20 protein-coding genes, 1 pseudogene and 1 riboswitch are annotated in these 18,656 nt (G+C 59.9%); of the genes and pseudogenes, 10 read left to right on the top strand and 11 right to left on the bottom strand.

What is annotated here, in order from left to right; all coding sequences use genetic code 11:
* Entirely contained in the window at positions 1–273 is a 273-nt protein-coding gene (locus AB4N74_RS08085; RefSeq protein WP_186624309.1) for a YkgJ family cysteine cluster protein, read from the bottom strand.
* 331 nt (positions 274–604) lie between these two features.
* Here AB4N74_RS08085 and AB4N74_RS08080 point away from each other — a divergent pair, with 331 nt between their 5' ends.
* On the top strand, positions 605–2,284 hold the full coding sequence (locus tag AB4N74_RS08080) for an MFS transporter (RefSeq protein WP_093433152.1): 1,680 nt from the start codon (positions 605–607) through the stop codon (positions 2,282–2,284).
* Positions 2,285–2,395: 111 nt separating this feature from the next.
* On the opposite strand, the gene AB4N74_RS08075 is transcribed toward AB4N74_RS08080, so the two are convergent.
* Entirely contained in the window at positions 2,396–2,752 is a 357-nt protein-coding gene (locus AB4N74_RS08075) for a lysozyme inhibitor LprI family protein (protein WP_460099290.1), read from the bottom strand.
* 154 nt (positions 2,753–2,906) lie between these two features.
* Between AB4N74_RS08075 and AB4N74_RS08070 the strand changes: the two genes are divergently transcribed.
* Positions 2,907–3,125 (top strand): hypothetical protein, encoded by a 219-nt coding sequence (locus tag AB4N74_RS08070; protein ID WP_460099287.1) that lies wholly within the window; start codon positions 2,907–2,909, stop codon positions 3,123–3,125.
* Between the two features lie 294 nt (positions 3,126–3,419).
* Here AB4N74_RS08070 and AB4N74_RS08065 read toward each other — a convergent pair.
* The 6 genes and pseudogenes from AB4N74_RS08065 to AB4N74_RS08040 form a co-directional block, all read right to left on the bottom strand.
* Positions 3,420–3,627: pseudogene (locus AB4N74_RS08065) on the bottom strand (DUF1801 domain-containing protein); the annotation flags it as partial.
* A gap of 7 nt (positions 3,628–3,634) precedes the next feature.
* Positions 3,635–5,662 carry an LTA synthase family protein gene (locus AB4N74_RS08060; RefSeq protein WP_460099285.1) on the bottom strand — a complete coding sequence of 676 codons (2,028 nt, stop codon included), beginning with the start codon at positions 5,660–5,662 and terminating at the stop codon, positions 3,635–3,637.
* 21 nt (positions 5,663–5,683) lie between these two features.
* Positions 5,684–6,295 (bottom strand): hypothetical protein, encoded by a 612-nt coding sequence (locus AB4N74_RS08055; protein WP_460099282.1) that lies wholly within the window; start codon positions 6,293–6,295, stop codon positions 5,684–5,686.
* Entirely contained in the window at positions 6,295–7,590 is a 1,296-nt protein-coding gene (locus AB4N74_RS08050; protein ID WP_186624312.1) for a sialidase family protein, read from the bottom strand. Before AB4N74_RS08050 ends, AB4N74_RS08055 begins: the two co-directional genes overlap by 1 nt.
* A 50-nt stretch (positions 7,591–7,640) precedes the next feature.
* Positions 7,641–8,186, bottom strand: coding sequence for a cytochrome b/b6 domain-containing protein (locus tag AB4N74_RS08045; protein WP_460099278.1), 546 nt, complete (start codon positions 8,184–8,186; stop codon positions 7,641–7,643).
* Positions 8,186–8,452 (bottom strand): PepSY domain-containing protein, encoded by a 267-nt coding sequence (locus AB4N74_RS08040; protein WP_093433166.1) that lies wholly within the window; start codon positions 8,450–8,452, stop codon positions 8,186–8,188. Before AB4N74_RS08040 ends, AB4N74_RS08045 begins: the two co-directional genes overlap by 1 nt.
* A gap of 170 nt (positions 8,453–8,622) precedes the next feature.
* On the opposite strand from AB4N74_RS08040, the gene AB4N74_RS08035 reads away from it, so the two are divergent.
* The 3 genes from AB4N74_RS08035 (at position 8,623) to mntP (ending at position 11,462) form a co-directional block, all read left to right on the top strand.
* Entirely contained in the window at positions 8,623–9,285 is a 663-nt protein-coding gene (locus AB4N74_RS08035) for a response regulator (protein ID WP_186624314.1), read from the top strand.
* Positions 9,282–10,655 carry an ATP-binding protein gene (locus AB4N74_RS08030; protein ID WP_460099275.1) on the top strand — a complete coding sequence of 458 codons (1,374 nt, stop codon included), beginning with the start codon at positions 9,282–9,284 and terminating at the stop codon, positions 10,653–10,655. The genes AB4N74_RS08035 and AB4N74_RS08030 overlap by 4 nt, the downstream gene beginning before the upstream one ends.
* Before the next feature lie 63 nt (positions 10,656–10,718).
* Positions 10,719–10,890, top strand: a riboswitch (yybP-ykoY riboswitch).
* A gap of 8 nt (positions 10,891–10,898) precedes the next feature.
* Positions 10,899–11,462 (top strand): manganese efflux pump MntP, encoded by a 564-nt coding sequence (mntP, locus tag AB4N74_RS08025; RefSeq protein WP_460099272.1) that lies wholly within the window; start codon positions 10,899–10,901, stop codon positions 11,460–11,462.
* A gap of 1 nt (position 11,463) precedes the next feature.
* Here mntP and AB4N74_RS08020 read toward each other — a convergent pair whose 3' ends face one another.
* From AB4N74_RS08020 to AB4N74_RS08010, 3 genes are all read right to left on the bottom strand, one after another.
* Positions 11,464–12,180 (bottom strand): DUF72 domain-containing protein, encoded by a 717-nt coding sequence (locus AB4N74_RS08020; protein ID WP_460101081.1) that lies wholly within the window; start codon positions 12,178–12,180, stop codon positions 11,464–11,466.
* 77 nt (positions 12,181–12,257) lie between these two features.
* Positions 12,258–14,045 (bottom strand): thiamine pyrophosphate-requiring protein, encoded by a 1,788-nt coding sequence (locus AB4N74_RS08015; RefSeq protein WP_460099270.1) that lies wholly within the window; start codon positions 14,043–14,045, stop codon positions 12,258–12,260.
* A 271-nt stretch (positions 14,046–14,316) separates the two neighbouring features.
* A complete protein-coding gene (locus tag AB4N74_RS08010) occupies positions 14,317–14,592 on the bottom strand; it encodes a DUF2798 domain-containing protein (protein WP_460099267.1) in 276 nt (91 codons plus the stop codon).
* A gap of 124 nt (positions 14,593–14,716) precedes the next feature.
* Here AB4N74_RS08010 and AB4N74_RS08005 point away from each other — a divergent pair, with 124 nt between their 5' ends.
* From AB4N74_RS08005 to yghU, 5 genes are all read left to right on the top strand, one after another.
* Entirely contained in the window at positions 14,717–15,628 is a 912-nt protein-coding gene (locus tag AB4N74_RS08005; protein ID WP_460099264.1) for a LysR family transcriptional regulator, read from the top strand.
* An 88-nt stretch (positions 15,629–15,716) separates the two neighbouring features.
* Positions 15,717–16,793: an alpha/beta hydrolase family protein gene (locus tag AB4N74_RS08000; RefSeq protein WP_460099262.1), complete on the top strand. Its 1,077-nt coding sequence runs from the start codon at positions 15,717–15,719 to the stop codon at positions 16,791–16,793.
* Between the two features lie 2 nt (positions 16,794–16,795).
* The gene (locus tag AB4N74_RS07995; RefSeq protein WP_099758983.1) at positions 16,796–17,206 is read left to right on the top strand and encodes a GFA family protein; all 411 of its coding nucleotides are present in this window, start codon (positions 16,796–16,798) and stop codon (positions 17,204–17,206) included.
* 48 nt (positions 17,207–17,254) lie between these two features.
* Positions 17,255–17,638 (top strand): hypothetical protein, encoded by a 384-nt coding sequence (locus tag AB4N74_RS07990; RefSeq protein WP_093433186.1) that lies wholly within the window; start codon positions 17,255–17,257, stop codon positions 17,636–17,638.
* A gap of 106 nt (positions 17,639–17,744) precedes the next feature.
* Entirely contained in the window at positions 17,745–18,584 is an 840-nt protein-coding gene (yghU, locus tag AB4N74_RS07985; protein ID WP_460099257.1) for a glutathione-dependent disulfide-bond oxidoreductase, read from the top strand.
* Positions 18,585–18,656 lie beyond the last annotated feature (72 nt).

The following is an 18,656-nucleotide window of genomic DNA, read 5'->3' as shown; positions in this document are numbered from 1 at the left end:
TTAATTAGCGACAACAATCAAATTCTGCTGCTGCATTTCCTTACAAGCGTGAGCGTTCGCAGCGTAGTAATCCTCAAGGCGCATCGTCCCCGCCAGTCGCTGATCGTAAAAATCATCAATCCGGCAGATCAGCGGCCTCTTATCGTAAATACGGCACAGATGAGTGCTTACTTCGAAATTGACGCACACGCCATCTCCCCTGTTCAAAGAGGCATAGAGGTGTGATTTATCAAGATTTCTGCAGCACAGACCGCACTTAGTGCAAGGAAACATGATGACTTTTGAGTAGCGATCCTTTGCTCATCCTTCACATCCTGTGTTCGTCATTGGCACATGGCCGGGGAGAAGTGAGGAGAAAGATAGCTCAGTGCCATCACGACGTCTATCTTCACCGCAAACATCTCAGCCGCCTCGATCATAGAGACTGGCGAGTGGATATCTGCCAGAAGCTGATTATGCTCAAAGAAACCTTGCAAACGTGCGAGGCGGTCAGACTGTGCAGGTTTCACGCGAGAGCAATGGCGGCATTTGCCACAAGGCCAGAGTACGACAAGCAACAACGGGGGACTCCGGCCTAAAACAATAAGCACGACGGAGAACACCCATGGCCACAACCTACACAACGTCCACCGGCAGTCCACCGCGCAGCGGCGGCATCACCAAGGAAGAGCGCAAGGTCATCTTCGCTTCGTCCCTTGGCACGGTTTTCGAGTGGTACGACTTTTATCTCTACGGTTCACTGGCGGCGATCATCGCCAAGCATTTCTTTGCCGGTGTCAACGAAACCACCGCGTTTATCTTCGCCCTGCTCGCCTTCGCCGCCGGGTTTGCCGTACGGCCGTTCGGGGCGATTGTGTTTGGCCGGCTCGGCGACATGATCGGGCGCAAACACACGTTTCTCATCACCATCGTGATCATGGGCGTGTCGACCGCGATAGTCGGTCTGTTGCCCGGCTACGCGACCATCGGCGTCGCCGCACCGGTCATTCTGATCACCCTGCGCTTGCTGCAAGGCCTGGCGCTCGGCGGCGAGTATGGCGGCGCCGCGACCTACGTGGCCGAGCACGCGCCACGCAACAGACGCGGGTTCTTCACCTCGTGGATTCAAACCACCGCGACCCTCGGCCTGTTTCTGTCGCTGCTGGTGATCCTCGCCTGCCGCACGGCGCTGGGCACTGAAGCCTTCGAAGCCTGGGGCTGGCGGATTCCGTTTCTGTTGTCGATCCTGCTGCTGATCGTTTCGGTGTACATCCGCCTGCAACTGAGCGAGTCGCCGGTGTTCCAGAAAATGAAGGCCGAAGGCAAGGCGTCGAAAGCGCCGCTGACCGAATCCTTCGCGCGCTGGGACAACCTCAAAGTGGTGATCATGTCGCTGCTTGGCGGCACGGCCGGGCAAGCGGTGGTCTGGTACACCGGGCAGTTCTACGCGTTGTTCTTCCTGCTGCAAACGCTGAAGATCGACCCGCAAACCGCCAACCTGTTGATCGCCGGTTCGCTGCTGATCGGCACGCCGTTCTTCGTGATTTTCGGCAGCCTCTCCGACCGCATCGGGCGCAAGCCGATCATCATGGTCGGGTGCATGCTGGCGGCGCTGACGTACTTCCCGATCTTCCACGCGCTAACCCAGTACGGTAACCCTGATGTGTTTATCGCCCAGGAGAAGAACCCGGTCAAAGTGATCGCCAACCCGGATCAGTGCTCGTTCCAGTTCGACCCGGTGGGGAAGGCCAAATTCACCAGTTCCTGCGACCTGGCGAAGACCCTGCTGGCAAAACGGGCGATCCCGTATGAGAACGTGATTGCCGAGCCGGGCACCGTCGCACAAGTGCGCATCGGCGATAAAGTCGTCGAGAGTTTCGAAGGCAGCGCCCTGCCGGCCGCCGACTTCAAGACCCGCAACGATGCGTTCACCGCGACTCTCGGCACCGCGCTCAAGGAAGCCGGTTATCCGGAGAAAGCCGACCCGGCGAAAACCAACTACCCAATGGTGTTGCTCCTGCTGACCGTGCTGGTGATCTACGTGACCATGGTTTACGGCCCTATTGCCGCGTGGCTGGTCGAGCTGTTCCCGACCCGCATCCGCTATACCTCGATGTCGCTGCCGTATCACATCGGTAACGGCTGGTTTGGTGGCTTCCTGCCGACGGTGGCGTTTGCCATGGTCGCCGCGACCGGGGATATCTACTACGGCTTGTGGTATCCGATCGTGATTGCGGTGATGACAGCGATACTGGGCACGTTCTTCCTGCCGGAAACCAAGGATCGCGACATTCTCAAGGACTGACGCTGATTACCGTGCAGGAGCTGCCGAAGGCTGCGATCTTTTGATCTTTTTTTGAATATCAAGATCAATAGATCGCAGCCTGCGGCAGCTCTTACAAGGGAGTCAGCGAGTTCAGAATGGCCCCTGAGTGACCACACGGGTGTCGATGATCTGCTGTAGAACCTGAATACGCTGCTGGTAGATATCCGTCAGGCATTTCACATCAGCCCCGCATTGGCTACGCTTTTTCAGCCAGGTGTGCTGCTCCCCGATCAAAGCGTCACGCCCGCCCATGGGCAGAAAACGCCGGTCGAGCTTGTAGAGCAGCGCCATGCTCACGTCCATATCGTTAAGCGCGCGATGGGCACACACCGCTTTTTCGTCGGCGGCCTTGGCGCGCTCGCAGTCGAAACTGGCGGCGTGGCTGGCCCCGCCGATCATCAAAACAGACACACCGAGCACAGCTGCAAAGAGGCTTTTCGGGGACATGGCGTCAGGTATCCGGACAGTCGTGGATTGAATCGGTTTGGGCCATCGTATGGCGTATAAGTTTCTGCGCACCGCTCATCCCGGCGTCTCGCAAAAATATCGAACGCCCACCGCAACGTCACCTCCAATGTTTACATCACTGGAGGTCAGCACCATGATTAGCGATGACAGCAAAACCCCGAACGCCCCGCCCACCGACACCTCCGGCGAACCGGTGAATGTGGTCGAGCGCGATCTTGAAGACCGGGACGACGACACCGAAGCCGTGGACGAGGTGATCACGCCTTCATCCACCCGCGTGAAGGAGCAGGACGCCGAGACGCTACAGCGCAAGATCGATGAGATAGAGCGCAAAGTGGCCGATGGTAATTAGTGGTTTGCAGGCGATCGCAACAGTCTGCGGGATCTACCCCCTCACCCCAGCCCTCTCCCCCAAGGGGGCGAGGGGGAAAGGGAGCCGATTTGTGTGCTTTTCACGATCTGAGTTCGACGCGCAATTGCACATCGCTAACTTGCATGAACACCTCGGTCAGTTCCCCCACCGTCCAGGAGAGGGGGAATGGGAGCCGATCTGTGTGCTTTTTGAATCTTCAGTTCCCCCCGGTATTTCCGGTCGGCGTAACTTGCATGAACACCCCGGTCAGTCCCCTCTCCCCCTGGGAGAGGGCTAGGGTGAGGGCCTCTTCGCCATATTGAGTTTCACGGCCGCCCGAATCAGCGCAATCAACGCTTTCTCATCAATCCGGTCACCCTCGTGGAAATCAATCGCCCGTCGCGTATTGCCCTCCAGACTGGCATTGAACAACCCCGCCGGATCATCAGTGACGCACCCTTGGCAAAGGTATTTCCACCGCAGCCTTGTACGTCTCGCCAGTTCAGCGCTCAACGCACATTGCGATACAGCATCAACCGCGCACTTTCATGCAACCCCCGCGTCAGTTCCACCAAGCGCTGAAACTCCTGCGGGTGTTGCTCGGCGACGTTGTCCCGCGGCGTGGCTGAGCGCAGGTCATGCAAGGTCGGCGCGCTGCCGTCGTGTTGCATTTGCAGCAGATGATGCTGGGTCACGCCGCCGATCAACGGGAACGTACCTTCGCGCAATACCAGCGGCACCACGCGCTCGCCTTCCGGCGCCGGCTGCTGAATGTCACGGCCCATCGCGCCGTTGCTGAACGGGATACCGGCCATGCCCGCCACGGTCGGCAGCAGATCCACTAGCCTCACCGCTTCATCGATCACCTTGGGTTTAAGCAAGCCCGGCGCATGAATCAGCATGGGCACATGGTTGCTTTCCAGCCCCAGTTGTTCGAAGGCCGGTGGCATGTGCGGGATCTGGCTGATGCGGGTGTTGTGGTCGCCGAAGAACACGAAAATCGTGTTGTCGTAATAGCCGCCGGCCTTGGCCAGTTCCATCAGCTTGCCAATGTTGAAGTCCAGCAGGCGCACGGCATTGTATTGCTCGACGCTGCGTGAACCGGCGGCTTGCACCTGCTCCAGCGACAGATTACTGATCTGGAAGCCGTCGTTGTCTTTGGGAATGGTGAACGGCCGATGGTTACCCGACGTTTGCACGTAGGCGAAAAACGCTCGGTCCTTGGGCAAGTCACGCAGGATGCGGTCGCTTTCCTTGAACAAGTCCAGATCGGAAATCCCCCAGACATCCACCAGCGGCGAACGCCAGTCGCTCTCCTGATACAGCTTCACGCCCTCGATACTTTGCTGGATCAGCGCATTGATGTTCGCCCATCCGGCATTGCCACCGATCATGTAGAGCTTCTGATAATCGCTGAAGGCGTTGATCAGCGTGTGCTGGCGGGTGATCAGCGGATGCCGGGTGGCAGTCTCCTGACGGGTAACGTCCGGCACCCCGGTGATGCTGGCCCACACGGTTTTCGCAGTACCGGTGACAGGCACGTAGAAGTGGCGGAAAAACCAGCTCTCGGTCGCCAGTCGATCAAGATTCGGCGTCGGGTTCAGCGGGTTGCCATAGGCGCCCACCGCGCTGGTGCCCAACGATTCGAGCATGACGAACATCACGTTCGGCGTTCCGGCGACACGATAGGGTTGCACCGTTTGTTGCCGCTCGAACTTCAGCGTCTGCGCATCCGGTTGCGCCACGCCCAGATAGCGCGCAATCACCGGGTAATGCTCGCGCACCTGCGCTTCATCGAACTGCGCCTGTCCAGCCTTGAGCGTGTCGTAGAGGAACAGCACCGGGTTCAGGCCTACGGCGGCAATCTGCGCATTGCCGGAGAAAAACGCATCGCTCCAACGCAACGGCACCGGGTTTTCCAGGTTGAGATTTTCAACGCGACCGAGCAACGCCAACAGCACAGCCACCAGGCCCACGCTGCTGGCAAATATCAACGAGGTACGGCGGATGGCCCGAGGTTCACGAGCCAGCGTCGCGCGTTCCAGGCGCAGAAATCCGTAGAACCACAGCAACAGCACCGCCAGCCAACCAAGGGCGATCGACATTACCGGATAGGTTTCCCAGACCATTTGCTGCGAGATCTGCGCATCTTCCAGATAACGCAGCACCGTGGCGTTGATGCGCACGCCGAGGTAGGCGTAATGGCCGAAATCGATGATGTAAACCAGACCAACTACGCCCAGCGCCAGCAACCAATAGACCCGCGCCACACGGCGCAGCAACGGCACGCGCGTGAGGTTCCAGCGCGGCAGCCAGGCCAATATCGCCAGCGGCAACATCAGCAACACGGCAAGGCGCAGATCGAAGCGCAAGCCGATGCCGAGGGTTTCACGCAGTTGCGGGTCGTCGGCGAACGCGCTGACATCGACACCGGAAAAGCCCAGCACAAACCCCAGCCGCAGAAAGGCCAAGAGTAAAAACGTCAAACCTGCCGCCCCTACGCCGTAGCGCAGGCGCCGCGATTGCAACCACCCCATCGTTGACCTCAGTGTCGTGATTCAGTTTGAAGATGTCGGCACGGCCAAGACCGGCCGCAACAGGCGCCAGACTTCGCGGAAGCAAAACGCAGTGCCGGCGACCAGGCAGTAACCGACCAGCAGCGGATCGATCAGGTAATCCCAATAGTTTTCCGAGGCTTTGAGGCGCAGCGCGAAGGCCAGCGTGCCAAGCGCTAACATCGCGACGCCCAATCCGTTGCGCAGCCACAACAGCGCCAGCGTGATCAGCCCGATCAGCACAATCATCGGTCGCGGGTTGAAGCCCCAGCGGTACGGATCGACATAGGTCAGGCCCATCGTCGCCGGGTACAGGATCAGTGCCATAAGACCAAACAGCACCAGCACCTGGACCCGTTTGAGCGTGGGCAACGGCTGAACCACGCCCAGGCGCAGCAGGCTGAACCAGGACAGCAACACCAGCGTGGTGATCGCCAGATCGTCGGTAAAGCTGCGCACATAGGCCGCCAGCGGCAGCTCGCTGACCGGGACAAAACTGGCCAGTGCCAACAACGGCAGCAGCCACGGCCGCCAGCGTCGGGTCAGGCCAAGCGCACTGAGCAAAACAAAACCGAGCAGGATGAAACTGAAATGGGCTTGCCAGGGAAACATCATCACAGGCGCTCCGCCAGCCACGCATCGTTGAAGCTGACATGTTTGATAAAGGTGTTATTCCACGAATACACCAGGTGATAGAGACCGTCCGAACCCCGGCTGAAATACGGGTATTCGTACTCGAAATCACAGCCGCGTGGTTTGCACACGCGGTAATCGAGATTGCTCAGAAAGCGTTGCTCCAATGGCAAGCGGCGCGCGCCACTGGAGGCCCGGAAGCCTTCGCCAATGATCGCTTTGTAGGCTTCGGGGGCGAACGGCTGGCCGAGCGGATCGGGCGATTGATCCAGATCGATGACGGCGCGCCAATCGTTGAGGTTGGCATCGGTGCCGTACAGGCTGAGTTTGAAACGGCCGTCCTGCAAATCGTTGAGCGCCACCAGCAAGCCGTCGTCAGCCGTGCCCACCGCCGCCAGCGACGAGTTGGGGTTGGCCGGTTCCAACGGATACGGTTCGCTCCAGGTCTGACCGGCGTCGTTGGTGCGGCTGGCGAGCACGCGATGATGGGTCTCGCCGGCATAGCGCAACATCGCCACGGCGCGGTGGCCGTCCAGCGGCACGATGGTCGGTTGCAACGAGTGCTTGCCACGGCTGATGCGGAATTTATCGATCACCGCGCCGTCCGCGCTCAGATACAGGTATTCGGCAAACTTGCCCATGAATTCGTGATACACCGGCAAACCTATCGAGCCGTCGGCATGGAACACCGGCGCGGCGCGCACCAACGTGCTGATGTTGAAAAACGGCGAGGTGATCAGTTGCCGTGGCGTTGACCAGTTGCGCCCGAAGTCCTCGGACACCATCACGTTGATCGCACTGGTCGCCCAACCGCCAACGGACACCGAGACATAGAACATCCACAAACGCTGATCTGGCGCGAGGGCGATCACCGGGTTACCCAGTTTGCGGATGTAACGGCGCGTGCCGTCGCGGGTGGATTCACGGGTCGCCAACACGTGTTCGGCGCCCCACTCCGCCGTCTTCGCGTCGAACCGCGCCGTGCGGATCTGCACGTCGGCAGCGCCTTCGCGCGAGCCGGCAAACCACACCGCCATCAGGTCGCCGCCGGGCAGCGCGGTGACCGACGACGAATGAACAAAATCGTCCAGTTGCGAGGAAACGAAACGGCTGCTGTACATCGGCTCGGAAGGTGGCTGCGCGGCATCAACTGGCGCAGCCGAGAGCGCGAATGGCGCCAGCACGTGGGTCGGATGACTGCGCCACGCCGCCAGAAAGATCAGGCACACAGCGAGGCTGCCGAGGGTAAATGTCAAGCGAAAGGACAACGCACGCATAGGAGACTCGCGGCAAGGACAAGAGGGTTAACAATGGGCAGACATCCTTGTCAGCGCGTCGAATCATCCGGCAATCGGCGACGGCGTCCTGTGAGCATCGACAACGGCAAGTTGTCGCGAACCTGAAAACTTTCAAACACAGCAGCCGCGATGTGGACGCAGACCAAAATCAGCAAACCGTCGGCAGCGCGTTCGTGTACGAGCAGCGGCCAATCGGCGCCCCACAAAGCGTCGACCTCCTCCATCGCCCAACCACTGAGGCCGATGGTCAGCAATGCCAGCAACATCAGGATCATCACCAGCGCGCCAATCGGCGAGTGGCCGAGGCGATGCTCGGGCCGCCCGGCCAGCAACGACCGTGCATGGCCGAGCAAACGCGATGGCGTTGGCCAGAAGTCCGCCCAGCGTGCACTGCGCGGCCCGACGAATCCCCACACCATCCGCACCGACAGCCAGCTCATGGCGTAATAGCCGAGCCAGACATGCCAGTCATCACCGGCCTCATTGAAGAAGTAATTGGCGACGAAGACGCCCGCGATCGACAGATGAAACAGCCGTACCACGGCATCCCACAGGCGCAGGGATGCGTCCGGCATCAGCCCTTGATCTCGGTCTTGACCGCTTTACCGCTGACCGGGTCGTGGTAGATCTCGACCTTGCGTTTGTCCTTGTCGAAGCCGTAGATCTCGTAGCAGTTGCCGTCGGTGACCTTGAACTTGCTAATCTCGTAGCCCTGGGCTTTCAGCTGTTCCTGAAAGGCGTTCTGGTCTTGCCATTGCGAGCGCTCGGCGGTGGTGCATTGCGGGCCGGCGACGGCCAACGGGCTGGCGATGATCAAAGACAACAGCAGCAGTTTGCGCATGGAATCACTCTCGCGGGATGAGGAAGGCCTCACTGTGCAAAAGCAACCTTAGCGAAAGCTTAGTTGGCAACGAGTCGTTACATCTTTCCCGTCGGATAGCCTGCCACGGCGCGATGTGTGGCGGCATCATGCCGCCCATCCAACACCCTATTGTTCACAGAGAACCGCCCATGCGCCTGCTTCTGGTCGAAGATGATCGTGCCCTCGGACAAGGCATTCGCGTTGCCCTGAGCAGCGAAGGCTACACCCTCGACTGGCTGCAGGACGGTGTCAGTGCCTTGCATGCGCTGCGCAGTGAAAGCTTCGATCTGCTGCTGCTCGACCTTGGCCTGCCCCGCCTCGATGGCCTGACCTTGCTCCAGCAATTGCGCGGCGAGCAGCAGGATTTGCCGGTGCTGATCCTCACCGCGCGCGATGGCACCGCCGAACGCATCGCCGGCCTCGACGCCGGTGCCGACGACTACCTGATCAAACCGTTCGATGTCGATGAGTTGAAGGCGCGCATCCGCGCCTTGCTGCGGCGCAGTCAGGGCCGTGCGCAACCGGTGCTGGAACATGCCGGCGTGTGCCTTGATCCGGTCAGTCAACAAGTCACCTGGCACGGCAACGAGGTGGTGGTGACGCCGATGGAATATCAACTGCTGCATCAACTGCTGGCCCGGCCTGGCAAAGTCGTCACCCGCGAGCGTCTTTCGGGGGCACTGTATGGCTGGCAGGAACGGGTCGAGAGCAACACCCTCGAAGTGCTGATCCACAACCTGCGCAAAAAACTCTCGACCGAGTTGATCCGCACCGTGCGCGGCGTCGGTTACGTGGTGGCGGGCAAAGCATGATCTCGATACGTGCGCGGATTCTGGTACCGGTGCTGATCCTGGTGTTGATGGGCGATGTGCTGATCAGTTGGCTGGTATTGCGCGACAGCCATCATGAAATCGAAGAGGTCTACGACGCACAACTGGCGCAGAGCGCACGCCTGCTTCAGGGTGTGCTGGCGACACGCGCCCCAGGCGATAACGACTGGCAGCGGCTGCATCAGGCCTTCGATGAAGCGATGAGCCGGGTCGGCGATGGCGAGGCAGCACATCCCTACGAAACCCGTCTGACCTTTCAGGTCTGGCGCAGCGACGGGCAATTGCTGATGCGCTCGGCCGAAGCACCGGAACTTACTACGCCGCCGACCACCCTCGGTTCTCATGATCTGATGGAAAACGGCCGCGACTGGTGCGCCTTTCTGCTCAAGGACGCGCAGCAAGGGTTGTTGATCTGGGTGGGTGAACGCGATGACATTCGGCAGGATCTGATCGAGCGTATTGTTGGCCACACGTTGTGGCCGAGCGTGATCGGCGTACCAGTGCTGACGGTTCTGATCTGGCTGACGATTGGCTGGGGGCTGCAACCGTTGCGAGCCATGGCGCAGACCATTCGCGGGCGCAACACTGACAGCCTCAAGCCGCTGAACCTCAGGCCCCTGCCCCACGACCTTGAACCGATGCAAACCGCGCTCAATCGCCTGCTGCAGCAGATCGACAATCTGCTCGCCCGCGAACGCCGCTTTATCGCCGATGCCGCCCATGAATTGCGCACGCCGCTGGCGATCCTGCGCATCCATGCGCAAAACGCGCAGCTTGCCAGTACCGCGCAACAACGCGAAGAAGCGCTGGAGTTTCTGGTCAGCGCCGTAGACCGCGCGACCCGTATTGCCAGCCAGCTGCTGACCATGGCGCGCATCGAGCCGCGCCTGGCCAACCCGCAAAAAAGTCCGGTGGAAATCACCGCGCTGGTGCGCGAAGAACTCGCTGAACTGGCGCCACTGGCCTGGGAAAAGGACGTCGAACTGATTCTCGACAGCGATCATCACTGCCCGGTCGAAACCGATCCTTTGGCGCTGGCCATCGCCCTGCAGAATCTGGTCACCAACGCCTTGAACTTCGCCCCGCCCGGCAGCGAAGTGCGCGTACAGGTCCAGCCGCAGGCATCCGGCGCGGTGTACATCAGTGTCGAGGACGCTGGTCCCGGCATCGACGAAGCCGACTACGCGCGTCTGTTTGAGCGTTTCTACAGCCACGGCCACGCCAATGGCGCCGGATTGGGCCTGGCGATTGTGCAGATGATCGTCAGCAAGGTCGGCAGCACCCTGCAGCTATACAACCTGCCGCAGGGGGGCTTGTGTGCTGAATTGCGCATCAACGAGAAACCCGCGTGACGCGCTGCACCTGACGTCCGATGCAATGGTTTTGACGAAATTTTCATATCGACCTGTTAAGATCCGCAGCCTCGTTGGGGAGTAGCCTGTTTCCGAGCCTTTCGGAAGCGTTCGTATCAACATTCTCGGCAACATGCCGTGGTGCGAACACCTTTTGGTTGGTGAGACCGACGACACATCCATGCCTAAAGTCGGGCGTGTGGTTGTGTCGTTGACTCATAGCCCGACCGGAAGTGTGCCCCCGTGAATCCTGTTTCCCTCATTTTCCTCGCTCTGGCCATGTCCACGGATGCGTTCGCCGCCGCCATCGGCAAAGGCTCCAGCCTGCACAAACCACGCCTCACCGAAGCCCTGCGCACCGGTTTGATCTTCGGCGTGATCGAAGCCATCACGCCCATCATCGGCTGGTTGATCGGTCAGGCAGCGACTCGCTGGGTGGCTGAATGGGACCACTGGATCGCCTTCACCCTGCTGCTGGTTCTCGGCCTGCACATGATCTACAACGGTCTGAAACACGAAGAAAAAGAGGAAGAAAAACCCGGTTCGCACTCCTTCCTGATTCTCGCCGTTACCGCGTTTGCCACCAGCATCGATGCCCTCGCGGTCGGCGTCGGCCTGGCGTTTGTCGACGTGAACATCTGGGTCGCGGCAGCGGCGATCGGTCTGGCGACCATGACCATGGTGACTATTGGCGTGATGCTCGGCCGAGTGCTCGGTGCTGTGGTTGGCAAGCGTGCGGAAATCGTCGGAGGCGTGGTGCTGATGATTGTCGGTGCGACGATTCTGTATGAGCACCTGTCGGCCTGATTCAAGCGGAGGTCAGCGTCGCCAGCGCCAGGGCATTACCCAGTGCTGCGCCGCTGGCGGTATTGTCGAAAATGCACCAGGTCGAGGCACCTGCAGCGGTCGCTGACAGCAAGGCGTGTGCGAGGTGTTGCAGATAAGGTGAATCGTAGGCGCTGTGGTAAATGCGCGGTGAGCCGTGCAGGCGCCAATACTGGGTGCCCGCCCAGCCGGCTGGCGAAATATCACGGCGGATGCGCGAAGGATCGACTGCTGCTTGGGCGATCTGATGAGTCATTAATATCGGCTCGGCGCTGCCCCACGATTCATGCCTTGGCTCAAGCACCACCGCGCCGGAGAACCGCTCGCGCAATGTCGTGAAAAAGGTTTCGGCGCTGGCGGCGTCAAACGCCAGCGAAGGTGGTAACTGCACCAGCAAGCAGCCCAAGCGTTCGCCCAGACCGCCGCATTCAGCCAGAAACCTGTCCAGCGCCGCCTCGCAACCTGCCAGGCGTAACTCATGGGTGATGTGTTTGGGCGTTTTCACCGAAAACCGGAAGGCCTCCGGTACGCCATCGGCCCAACGCTCATAGGTTTGCCGGCGATGCGGACGGTAGAACGAGCTGTTGATTTCCACGCCGTTGAGTCGCGCGGCGTAGCGCTGCAAATGCGTGCCCTCCAGGGGAAATACCGGCCAGTGTTCGCGCCCCAGACTCCAGCCGGCACAACCGATGAAAATCAAAAGCACACCTCCGGGTTTCTCCTGCCTGATCGTTCCTACGCTCTGCGTGGGAACGATCAAACCTGTGCGTTAACCGGTTATTTTTTCCCGGGCAGCACCGCGCCGAGCACCTGTTTGGCGGTTTGCACGATCACCCCGGCTTCATCCGGATCGCCCTTGAGCAATGTCGTGGCGAATTTCTTCGCCTGCTCAAGCTTGATGTGCGGCGGCAAGGGCGGCACGTTCGGGTCGGTCTTGAACTCGATCACCACCGGCACTTCCGAGGCCAGTGCCTTTTCCCACGCAGCGGCGACGTCTTCTTCGCGATCGACAAAAATGCCTTTCAGGCCAATGGAAATGGCGAACAAGTGGTAAGGCACGTCCGGGATACTTTGCGACGCTTCGAACTTCGGATCGCCCTCCATCACCCGCTGCTCCCACGTGACCTGATTGAGATCCTCGTTGTTGAACACCGCGCAGATCCATTTCGGACTCGCCCACTGCCGCCAGTATTTGGCGACGGTGATCAGTTCGGCCATGTTGTTCATCTGCATTGCGCCGTCACCCACCAGCGCGATCACCGGACGTTCGGGATAGGCGAATTTGGCGGCAATCGCGTAAGGCACAGCGGCGCCCATGGACGCCAGGCCACCGGACAACGAGCACTGCATGCCACGGCGGACTTTCAGATCGCGGGCAAACCAGTTGGCGCAGGAGCCGGAGTCGCTGGTGATGATCGCCTCATCGGGCAAGCGTGACGACAGCTCATAGACCACCCGTTGCGGGTTGACCGGGTCGGCTTTGGCCATGGCTCGTCTTTCGAGGGTTTTCTCCCAACTGCTGCGCCAACCTTCGATTTTCTTGCGCCACTTGTTGGAGGTTTTCTGTTCGAGCAGTGGCAATAACGCGGCGAGCGTTTCCGCCGAGTCGCCGACCAGATTGACCTCCATCGGATAACGCAGGCTGAGCATGTCCGGCTGCAAATCGATCTGCACGCCGCGCGCTTGGCCTTCCTTGGGCAGAAATTCCGAGTACGGAAAACCCGAGCCGATCATCAGCAAAGTGTCGCATTCGTTCATCAGCTTGTAGCTCGGTTCGGTGCCGAGCAGGCCGATGCTGCCGGTGACCCAAGACAGATCGTCAGGCAACACGGCTTTACCCAGAAGCGCTTTGGCGACACCGGCACCGAGTTTTTCCGCCACGGCGATGACTTGATCGGTCGCCTGCAATGCCCCGGCGCCAACCAGAATGGCGACCTTCTCGCCCGCATTCAAAACCTCGGCGGCACGCTGCAGATCCTCGTCATAAGGCAGCACTTTGGGTTTCGTGTAACCCACCCCGGAATGCGCGGTGCCATGCACGCGAGCCGGTGCTTCGTACTTCAGTTCCTGCAAATCGTTGGGCAGAATCAGCGCGGTTACCCGCCGTTCGCCCACGGCCGTGCGCACTGCGCGATCGAGCAAATGCCGCACCTGCGAAGGCGCCGACGCCTGCTGCACAAATGCCCCGGCGACATCCTTGAACATCGACACCAGATCCAGCTCTTGCTGATAGTGGCTGCCCAATGCCGTGCGTGCCTGTTGACCGACGATGGCGAGCACCGGCATGTGGTCCATGCGCGCGTCATAGAGGCCGGTGATCAGGTGCGAGGCGCCCGGGCCGGAAGTGGCAATGCACACCCCCAGCTCGCCGGTGAACTTGGCGTGTGCCGAGGCCATGAACGCGGCCATTTCTTCATGCCGCGCCTGAACGAATTCGATTTTGCCCTTGGCCCGACTCAGCGCGCCGAACACGCCGTTGATGCCGTCGCCCGGATAACCAAATATTCGCGTAACACCCCATTCACTGAGCCGCTCAACCAGAAAATCTCCCACTGTCATCGTCATCTCGATCCTCGTCTTTCTCCGCTGCATGGAGCTGCCCCAGCAGAACATCCGCCGGGAGGTGTAAGGGTCTGGACAGTTGGGGCGTTGGCGAAGTTTCGATTGGTTTCCTCAGGCCGATCCTTGTTTGTTTTTCTGAGTCCCCCACAAGACCTGTCGATCGGTGGTGAGGCCATTCGCGAGCAGGCTCGCTCCCACTGGGAATTGAGTTGCAAATGTGGGAGCGAGCCTGCTCGCGAAGTCGGTAGAACAGCCACTGATGACGCGGAGGCTTTCAACGATGCGGATGCACCGTGAACGCCACCAGTTTGATCACGATCGGCCGCACGACCAGGATGCACAGGAACGCCACCGGCATCGCCAGCTTATAGGCGTGCAAGGCATTCCTCAGGTAGTTGTTATCAATGCCCGAATTGGCAGCGGTGATCACCAACGACATCAGGAACGCCATGATCGTCGCCATGTACAGCGCAAACACATAAGGCGTAGCACGTGGCGACAGTTTGCGACGGCTGATGATCAGGGCTTCAGAGCTTGTCGGTTGATTCATATGGCTTTTCCATCCATTGACAGGGAGCCCGCACGTTAACAAAGCCTTTCTGCTGCAACTAGACGGTTAATCGCAGGTACTTTATAAAGCAGAACTTACGAATCAATCCTCAACGGGACGATGAATGAACCTGCTGACGGCGATTGCCTGTTTTATCAAAGTGGTCGAAGCCGGCTCGATTGTCGGCGCCGCCAAGACCCTGGGCGTGAGCGCGGCGGCGGTGAGCCAGACGATCAATCGGCTGGAAGCGCACCTTGGCGTGCGTCTGTTGCAACGTACCACGCGCAGCATGGCGCTCACCGAAAACGGCGCGGTGTACTACGAGAAAGTCCGCCGGATTGCCGCGGATCTGGAATCGGCACAAAGCTCGATCAGCAGCGATGAAACCCATTTGCAGGGCCGGCTGAGCATCGCCTCGACATCGGCGTTCGGCCGCCATGTGCTGGCGTCGCTGATTGCCGGCTTCACCGCACTGCACCCGCGCCTGCTCATCGAACTGTCGACCACCAATGGCAAGATCAACCACATCCAGGACGGCATCGACCTGAGCCTGCGGATCAAGCCGCAACTGGAGGACGGAATCGTTGCACGCAAGATCGTTTCGCTGCCCTTCATCATGTGCGCCGCGCCGGCTTATCTGCAGCGTGCCGGGTGGCCGCAATCGCCGGATGATTTGCAAAACCATGCCTGCCTGGCCTTTCGTTATCCCCTGGACGGGCGTTTTCTGCGCTGGAGTTTTATCTGCGACGGGCAGAGTTTCGACGCAAATATCAACGCCACCGCCATCAGTGATGACATTGATGCACTGGCGCAAATGGCGGTTCACGGTGCAGGGATCACGCGACTGGCGGAGTTTGTTGCAGCGCCTTTCCTGGCGAGTGGGCAACTGGTGCCGCTGTTTGAACACAGCGTCGTCCAGCCAATGGACATCTATGCCTGCGTGCAGGAACGTGCGGCGATGACGCCGAAGGTCAAAGCCTTTCTGGATTATCTGACAGCGCATCTGGCCACGCGCTGGCCGATGGAAAATGTTTAAGACGCAGGGTTCAAAGAGGCTCGCTGAAGCGCGCGAAATCGGGCAAAGTTCACCTCGCCCAATCGGCCTATCACGGAAGATAACAACAATGAAAAAAACGCTCGGTGCCCTACTACTGATCTGCTTGAGCAGCCACGCCTTCGCTGACGCCCAACCCGTTGGTTTCCAGTACGCCACGCTGGCGGATCCGCGCAATGAGCGCCCGGTAGAAATGGTCGTCTGGTACCCGAGTGCGACCACCGCTGCGACACCACAATTGTTCGGCGACAACCCGGTATTCGTCGGCGCCCCTGCGGTGCTCAACGCCCCGGCCGCCAAAGGCGAGCATCCATTGGTTGTGCTATCCCACGGCAATGGCGGGAGCTGGATCAACCAGACATGGCTGGCCAGCGCGCTGGCCCGTCAGGGTTACATCGTCGCAGCGGTCAACCACCCCGGCACCACCAGCCGTGATCGCAGCCCGCAAGCCGCGGCGCAGTTGTGGCAGCGCCCCGTTGACCTCAGCCGCGCCATTGATGCGGTGACGGCGCAACCGGAAAAATTCGGCGCAGTGACGAAGGATCGAATTGCTGTTGTGGGCCATTCGCTCGGCGGCTGGACGGTCCTCGAAGCCGGCGGCGCGCGCTTTGACCCCGAGCGTTTTGCCGAAGACTGCAAGGTTCACAAGCAACTCGCCAGTTGCACCGCTTACCAACAAATGAACACTGCAAACACCGCGCAAGCGAAAGCTCAATTGGCCGCCGACTGGCGTGACAAGCGCGTCACTGCCGTGGTTTCACTGGATCTGGGCCTGTCGCGCGGGATGACCGACGCCAGCCTCGCGGCCTACCCCGTGCCGATCCTGGTGATCGCTGCTGGCGTGCCGTCGAAAGAACTGCCCGCTGAACTGGAGTCCGTCGACCTCGCGAAACGTCTGCCAAAAACCTCATCGCGTTATGTCGAGATCAGCGACGCCAGTCACTTCAGTTTCATGGCAATCTGCAAACCTGGCGCCGTGGCCATGCTCGACGAGGATGTACCGGGCGACAGCATCATCTGCACCGATGGCGACGGCGGTCGTCCACGTGCAGTGATTCAGCAGCAGGTGATTTCCCTGATCAGCGGGTTTCTGGCGCCGTCACCTGAGCGTTTGAAACCAGCCATCACTTACCAGGAACCCCAATAACAATGCTCACGCCCTCCCCTCAGACCTTCCGGGGCAGTTGCCTGTGCGGCGCGGTGAAATATCAGATCCGCTCACGGCCCAAGGCGCTTTCGCATTGCCATTGCAGCCAGTGCCGCAAAAGCCACGGCGCGGCGTTTGCCAGCTATGGCAGCGTGCAGCGCCAGAACCTGGAGTTGCTGGAAGGTGCTGACCATCTGAAGTCGTATCAATCGTCTGAATCGGTTCAACGCCAGTTCTGCACGCACTGCGGCTCGTCGCTTTTCTGGGCAAGCAATCAAGGGGAATTCAACGGCTGGATCTCGGTTGCGCTGGGCACGCTCGACACGACGTTCACCACGGAAAAACAGCAACACGTGGAAGTAACATCGAAGGCGCCGTGGTTTGAAATCAAGGATCAATGGCCGCAGCGCTGAGGCTGAAAGATTCATTTATCAGACGTTGCTTCACCCATTGGAGATCAGATGAAACGCTCAAAAATTGCGGCGTTGGCTGCGCTGGTAATGGCCGCAATAACCGTCATTTCACTGCAGATGTTTCTGTACGACGCCGAGATAACCATGGCTCAGGCATCCATGGGCAGCGTGCCTGTCCAATTGGTCGCACAAATCCTGATCACCATCGCCACTCATCTGTTCGTCGTCCTGATGGTGCCAACGCTCTTGATCGCCTACAGGAGGTACCTCGCCGGCTATGCGGTGCTTGCCCTGTCCCTCGCGGCCTACGCCCAGATGACCACAGGGCTGGGTGTGATCGGGCCGATGATCGCGGTCATCGCCGTCTCGATCCTGGGTTTTTATGGTTTCAGAAAAGCCAGCGAATGGATTCGCTACCTGCGCGCGAAATGACTGATCAGACCGATCAATCGCACTCTGGATCAGGAGGCGGGTTCTGTGGTGTGCTGTCTATTATCAGCGAGGTATTTTTTCCACTTGCCAAGATGAGGCCCCTTACATGAGCAAAGCACCGTACGTTCCGCCCCAGGTCTGGAAAAACGAAGCCCCGTCCGGTGGCCAGTTCGCCAGCATCAACCGGCCGGTTGCCGGGCCGACCCATGACAAGACGCTGCCAGTCGGCAAGCATCCGTTGCAGCTCTACTCGCTGGCCACGCCCAACGGCGTCAAAGTGACGATTATGCTGGAGGAGCTGTTAGCGCTGGGGCACAGCGCTGCCGAATACGATGCCTGGCTGATCCGCATTGGCGAGGGCGATCAGTTCTCCAGTGGTTTCGTCGAGATCAACCCGAACTCGAAAATCCCCGCGCTACTGGACCGTAGCGTTGAGCCGCCGATTCGTGTGTTCGAATCCGGTTCGATCCTGCTGTACCTGGCGGAAAAATTCGGCGCATTCCTGCCGAAGGATCCGGCGGGCCGCACCGAAACCTTGAACTGGCTGTTCTGGCAGATGGGCTCGGCGCCCTACCTGGGCGGCGGTTTCGGGCATTTCTATGCCTATGCGCCGGAGAAGATGGAGTACCCGATCAACCGCTTCACCATGGAAGCCAAGCGGCAACTGGACGTGCTCGACCGGCGTCTGGCCGAAAGCGCCTATCTGGCCGGCGACAGCTACACCATCGCTGACATCGCAGTCTGGCCGTGGTACGGGCAATTGGTGCGCAACAACGTTTATTCGGCGGCCGAGTTTCTCGCCGCTCACGAGTACACCCATTTACAGCGCTGGGCCGAGGACATCGCCCAGCGGCCGGCGGTCATTCGTGGGCAACGCGTCAATCGCACCTGGGGTGATGAAGCAACCCAAGTACCCGAGCGTCACCAGGCTGAAGATTTGAACTGACAGCCCTTTCATCACGTTCAGCAGCGGGCCGATCACAAGCGTTTGTGATCGGCCCGTTTTGCTTCTATCTCG

Source organism: Pseudomonas sp. H3_C08 (genome assembly GCF_054669455.1).
The sequence above is the reverse complement of the archived record's forward strand: the minus strand, read 5'-3'. Positions and strand labels throughout refer to the sequence as shown.

Bases quoted from the DNA above. Each gene is read 5' to 3' on its own strand.
- AB4N74_RS08005 (WP_460099264.1), top strand. From the start codon at position 14,717: ATGAACCTGCTGACGGCGATTGCCTGTTTTATCAAAGTGGTCGAAGCC.
- yghU (WP_460099257.1), top strand. From the start codon at position 17,745: ATGAGCAAAGCACCGTACGTTCCGCCCCAGGTCTGGAAAAACGAAGCC.
- AB4N74_RS08045 (WP_460099278.1), bottom strand. From the start codon at position 8,186: ATGCCGGACGCATCCCTGCGCCTGTGGGATGCCGTGGTACGGCTGTTT.
- AB4N74_RS08085 (WP_186624309.1), bottom strand. From the start codon at position 273: ATGTTTCCTTGCACTAAGTGCGGTCTGTGCTGCAGAAATCTTGATAAA.
- AB4N74_RS07990 (WP_093433186.1), top strand. From the start codon at position 17,255: ATGAAACGCTCAAAAATTGCGGCGTTGGCTGCGCTGGTAATGGCCGCA.
- AB4N74_RS08010 (WP_460099267.1), bottom strand. From the start codon at position 14,592: ATGAATCAACCGACAAGCTCTGAAGCCCTGATCATCAGCCGTCGCAAA.
- AB4N74_RS08075 (WP_460099290.1), bottom strand. From the start codon at position 2,752: ATGTCCCCGAAAAGCCTCTTTGCAGCTGTGCTCGGTGTGTCTGTTTTG.
- AB4N74_RS07995 (WP_099758983.1), top strand. From the start codon at position 16,796: ATGCTCACGCCCTCCCCTCAGACCTTCCGGGGCAGTTGCCTGTGCGGC.
- AB4N74_RS08040 (WP_093433166.1), bottom strand. From the start codon at position 8,452: ATGCGCAAACTGCTGCTGTTGTCTTTGATCATCGCCAGCCCGTTGGCC.
- AB4N74_RS08030 (WP_460099275.1), top strand. From the start codon at position 9,282: ATGATCTCGATACGTGCGCGGATTCTGGTACCGGTGCTGATCCTGGTG.
- AB4N74_RS08055 (WP_460099282.1), bottom strand. From the start codon at position 6,295: ATGATGTTTCCCTGGCAAGCCCATTTCAGTTTCATCCTGCTCGGTTTT.
- AB4N74_RS08070 (WP_460099287.1), top strand. From the start codon at position 2,907: ATGATTAGCGATGACAGCAAAACCCCGAACGCCCCGCCCACCGACACC.
- AB4N74_RS08080 (WP_093433152.1), top strand. From the start codon at position 605: ATGGCCACAACCTACACAACGTCCACCGGCAGTCCACCGCGCAGCGGC.
- AB4N74_RS08050 (WP_186624312.1), bottom strand. From the start codon at position 7,590: ATGCGTGCGTTGTCCTTTCGCTTGACATTTACCCTCGGCAGCCTCGCT.
- AB4N74_RS08035 (WP_186624314.1), top strand. From the start codon at position 8,623: ATGCGCCTGCTTCTGGTCGAAGATGATCGTGCCCTCGGACAAGGCATT.
- AB4N74_RS08015 (WP_460099270.1), bottom strand. From the start codon at position 14,045: ATGACGATGACAGTGGGAGATTTTCTGGTTGAGCGGCTCAGTGAATGG.
- AB4N74_RS08060 (WP_460099285.1), bottom strand. From the start codon at position 5,662: ATGGGGTGGTTGCAATCGCGGCGCCTGCGCTACGGCGTAGGGGCGGCA.
- AB4N74_RS08000 (WP_460099262.1), top strand. From the start codon at position 15,717: ATGAAAAAAACGCTCGGTGCCCTACTACTGATCTGCTTGAGCAGCCAC.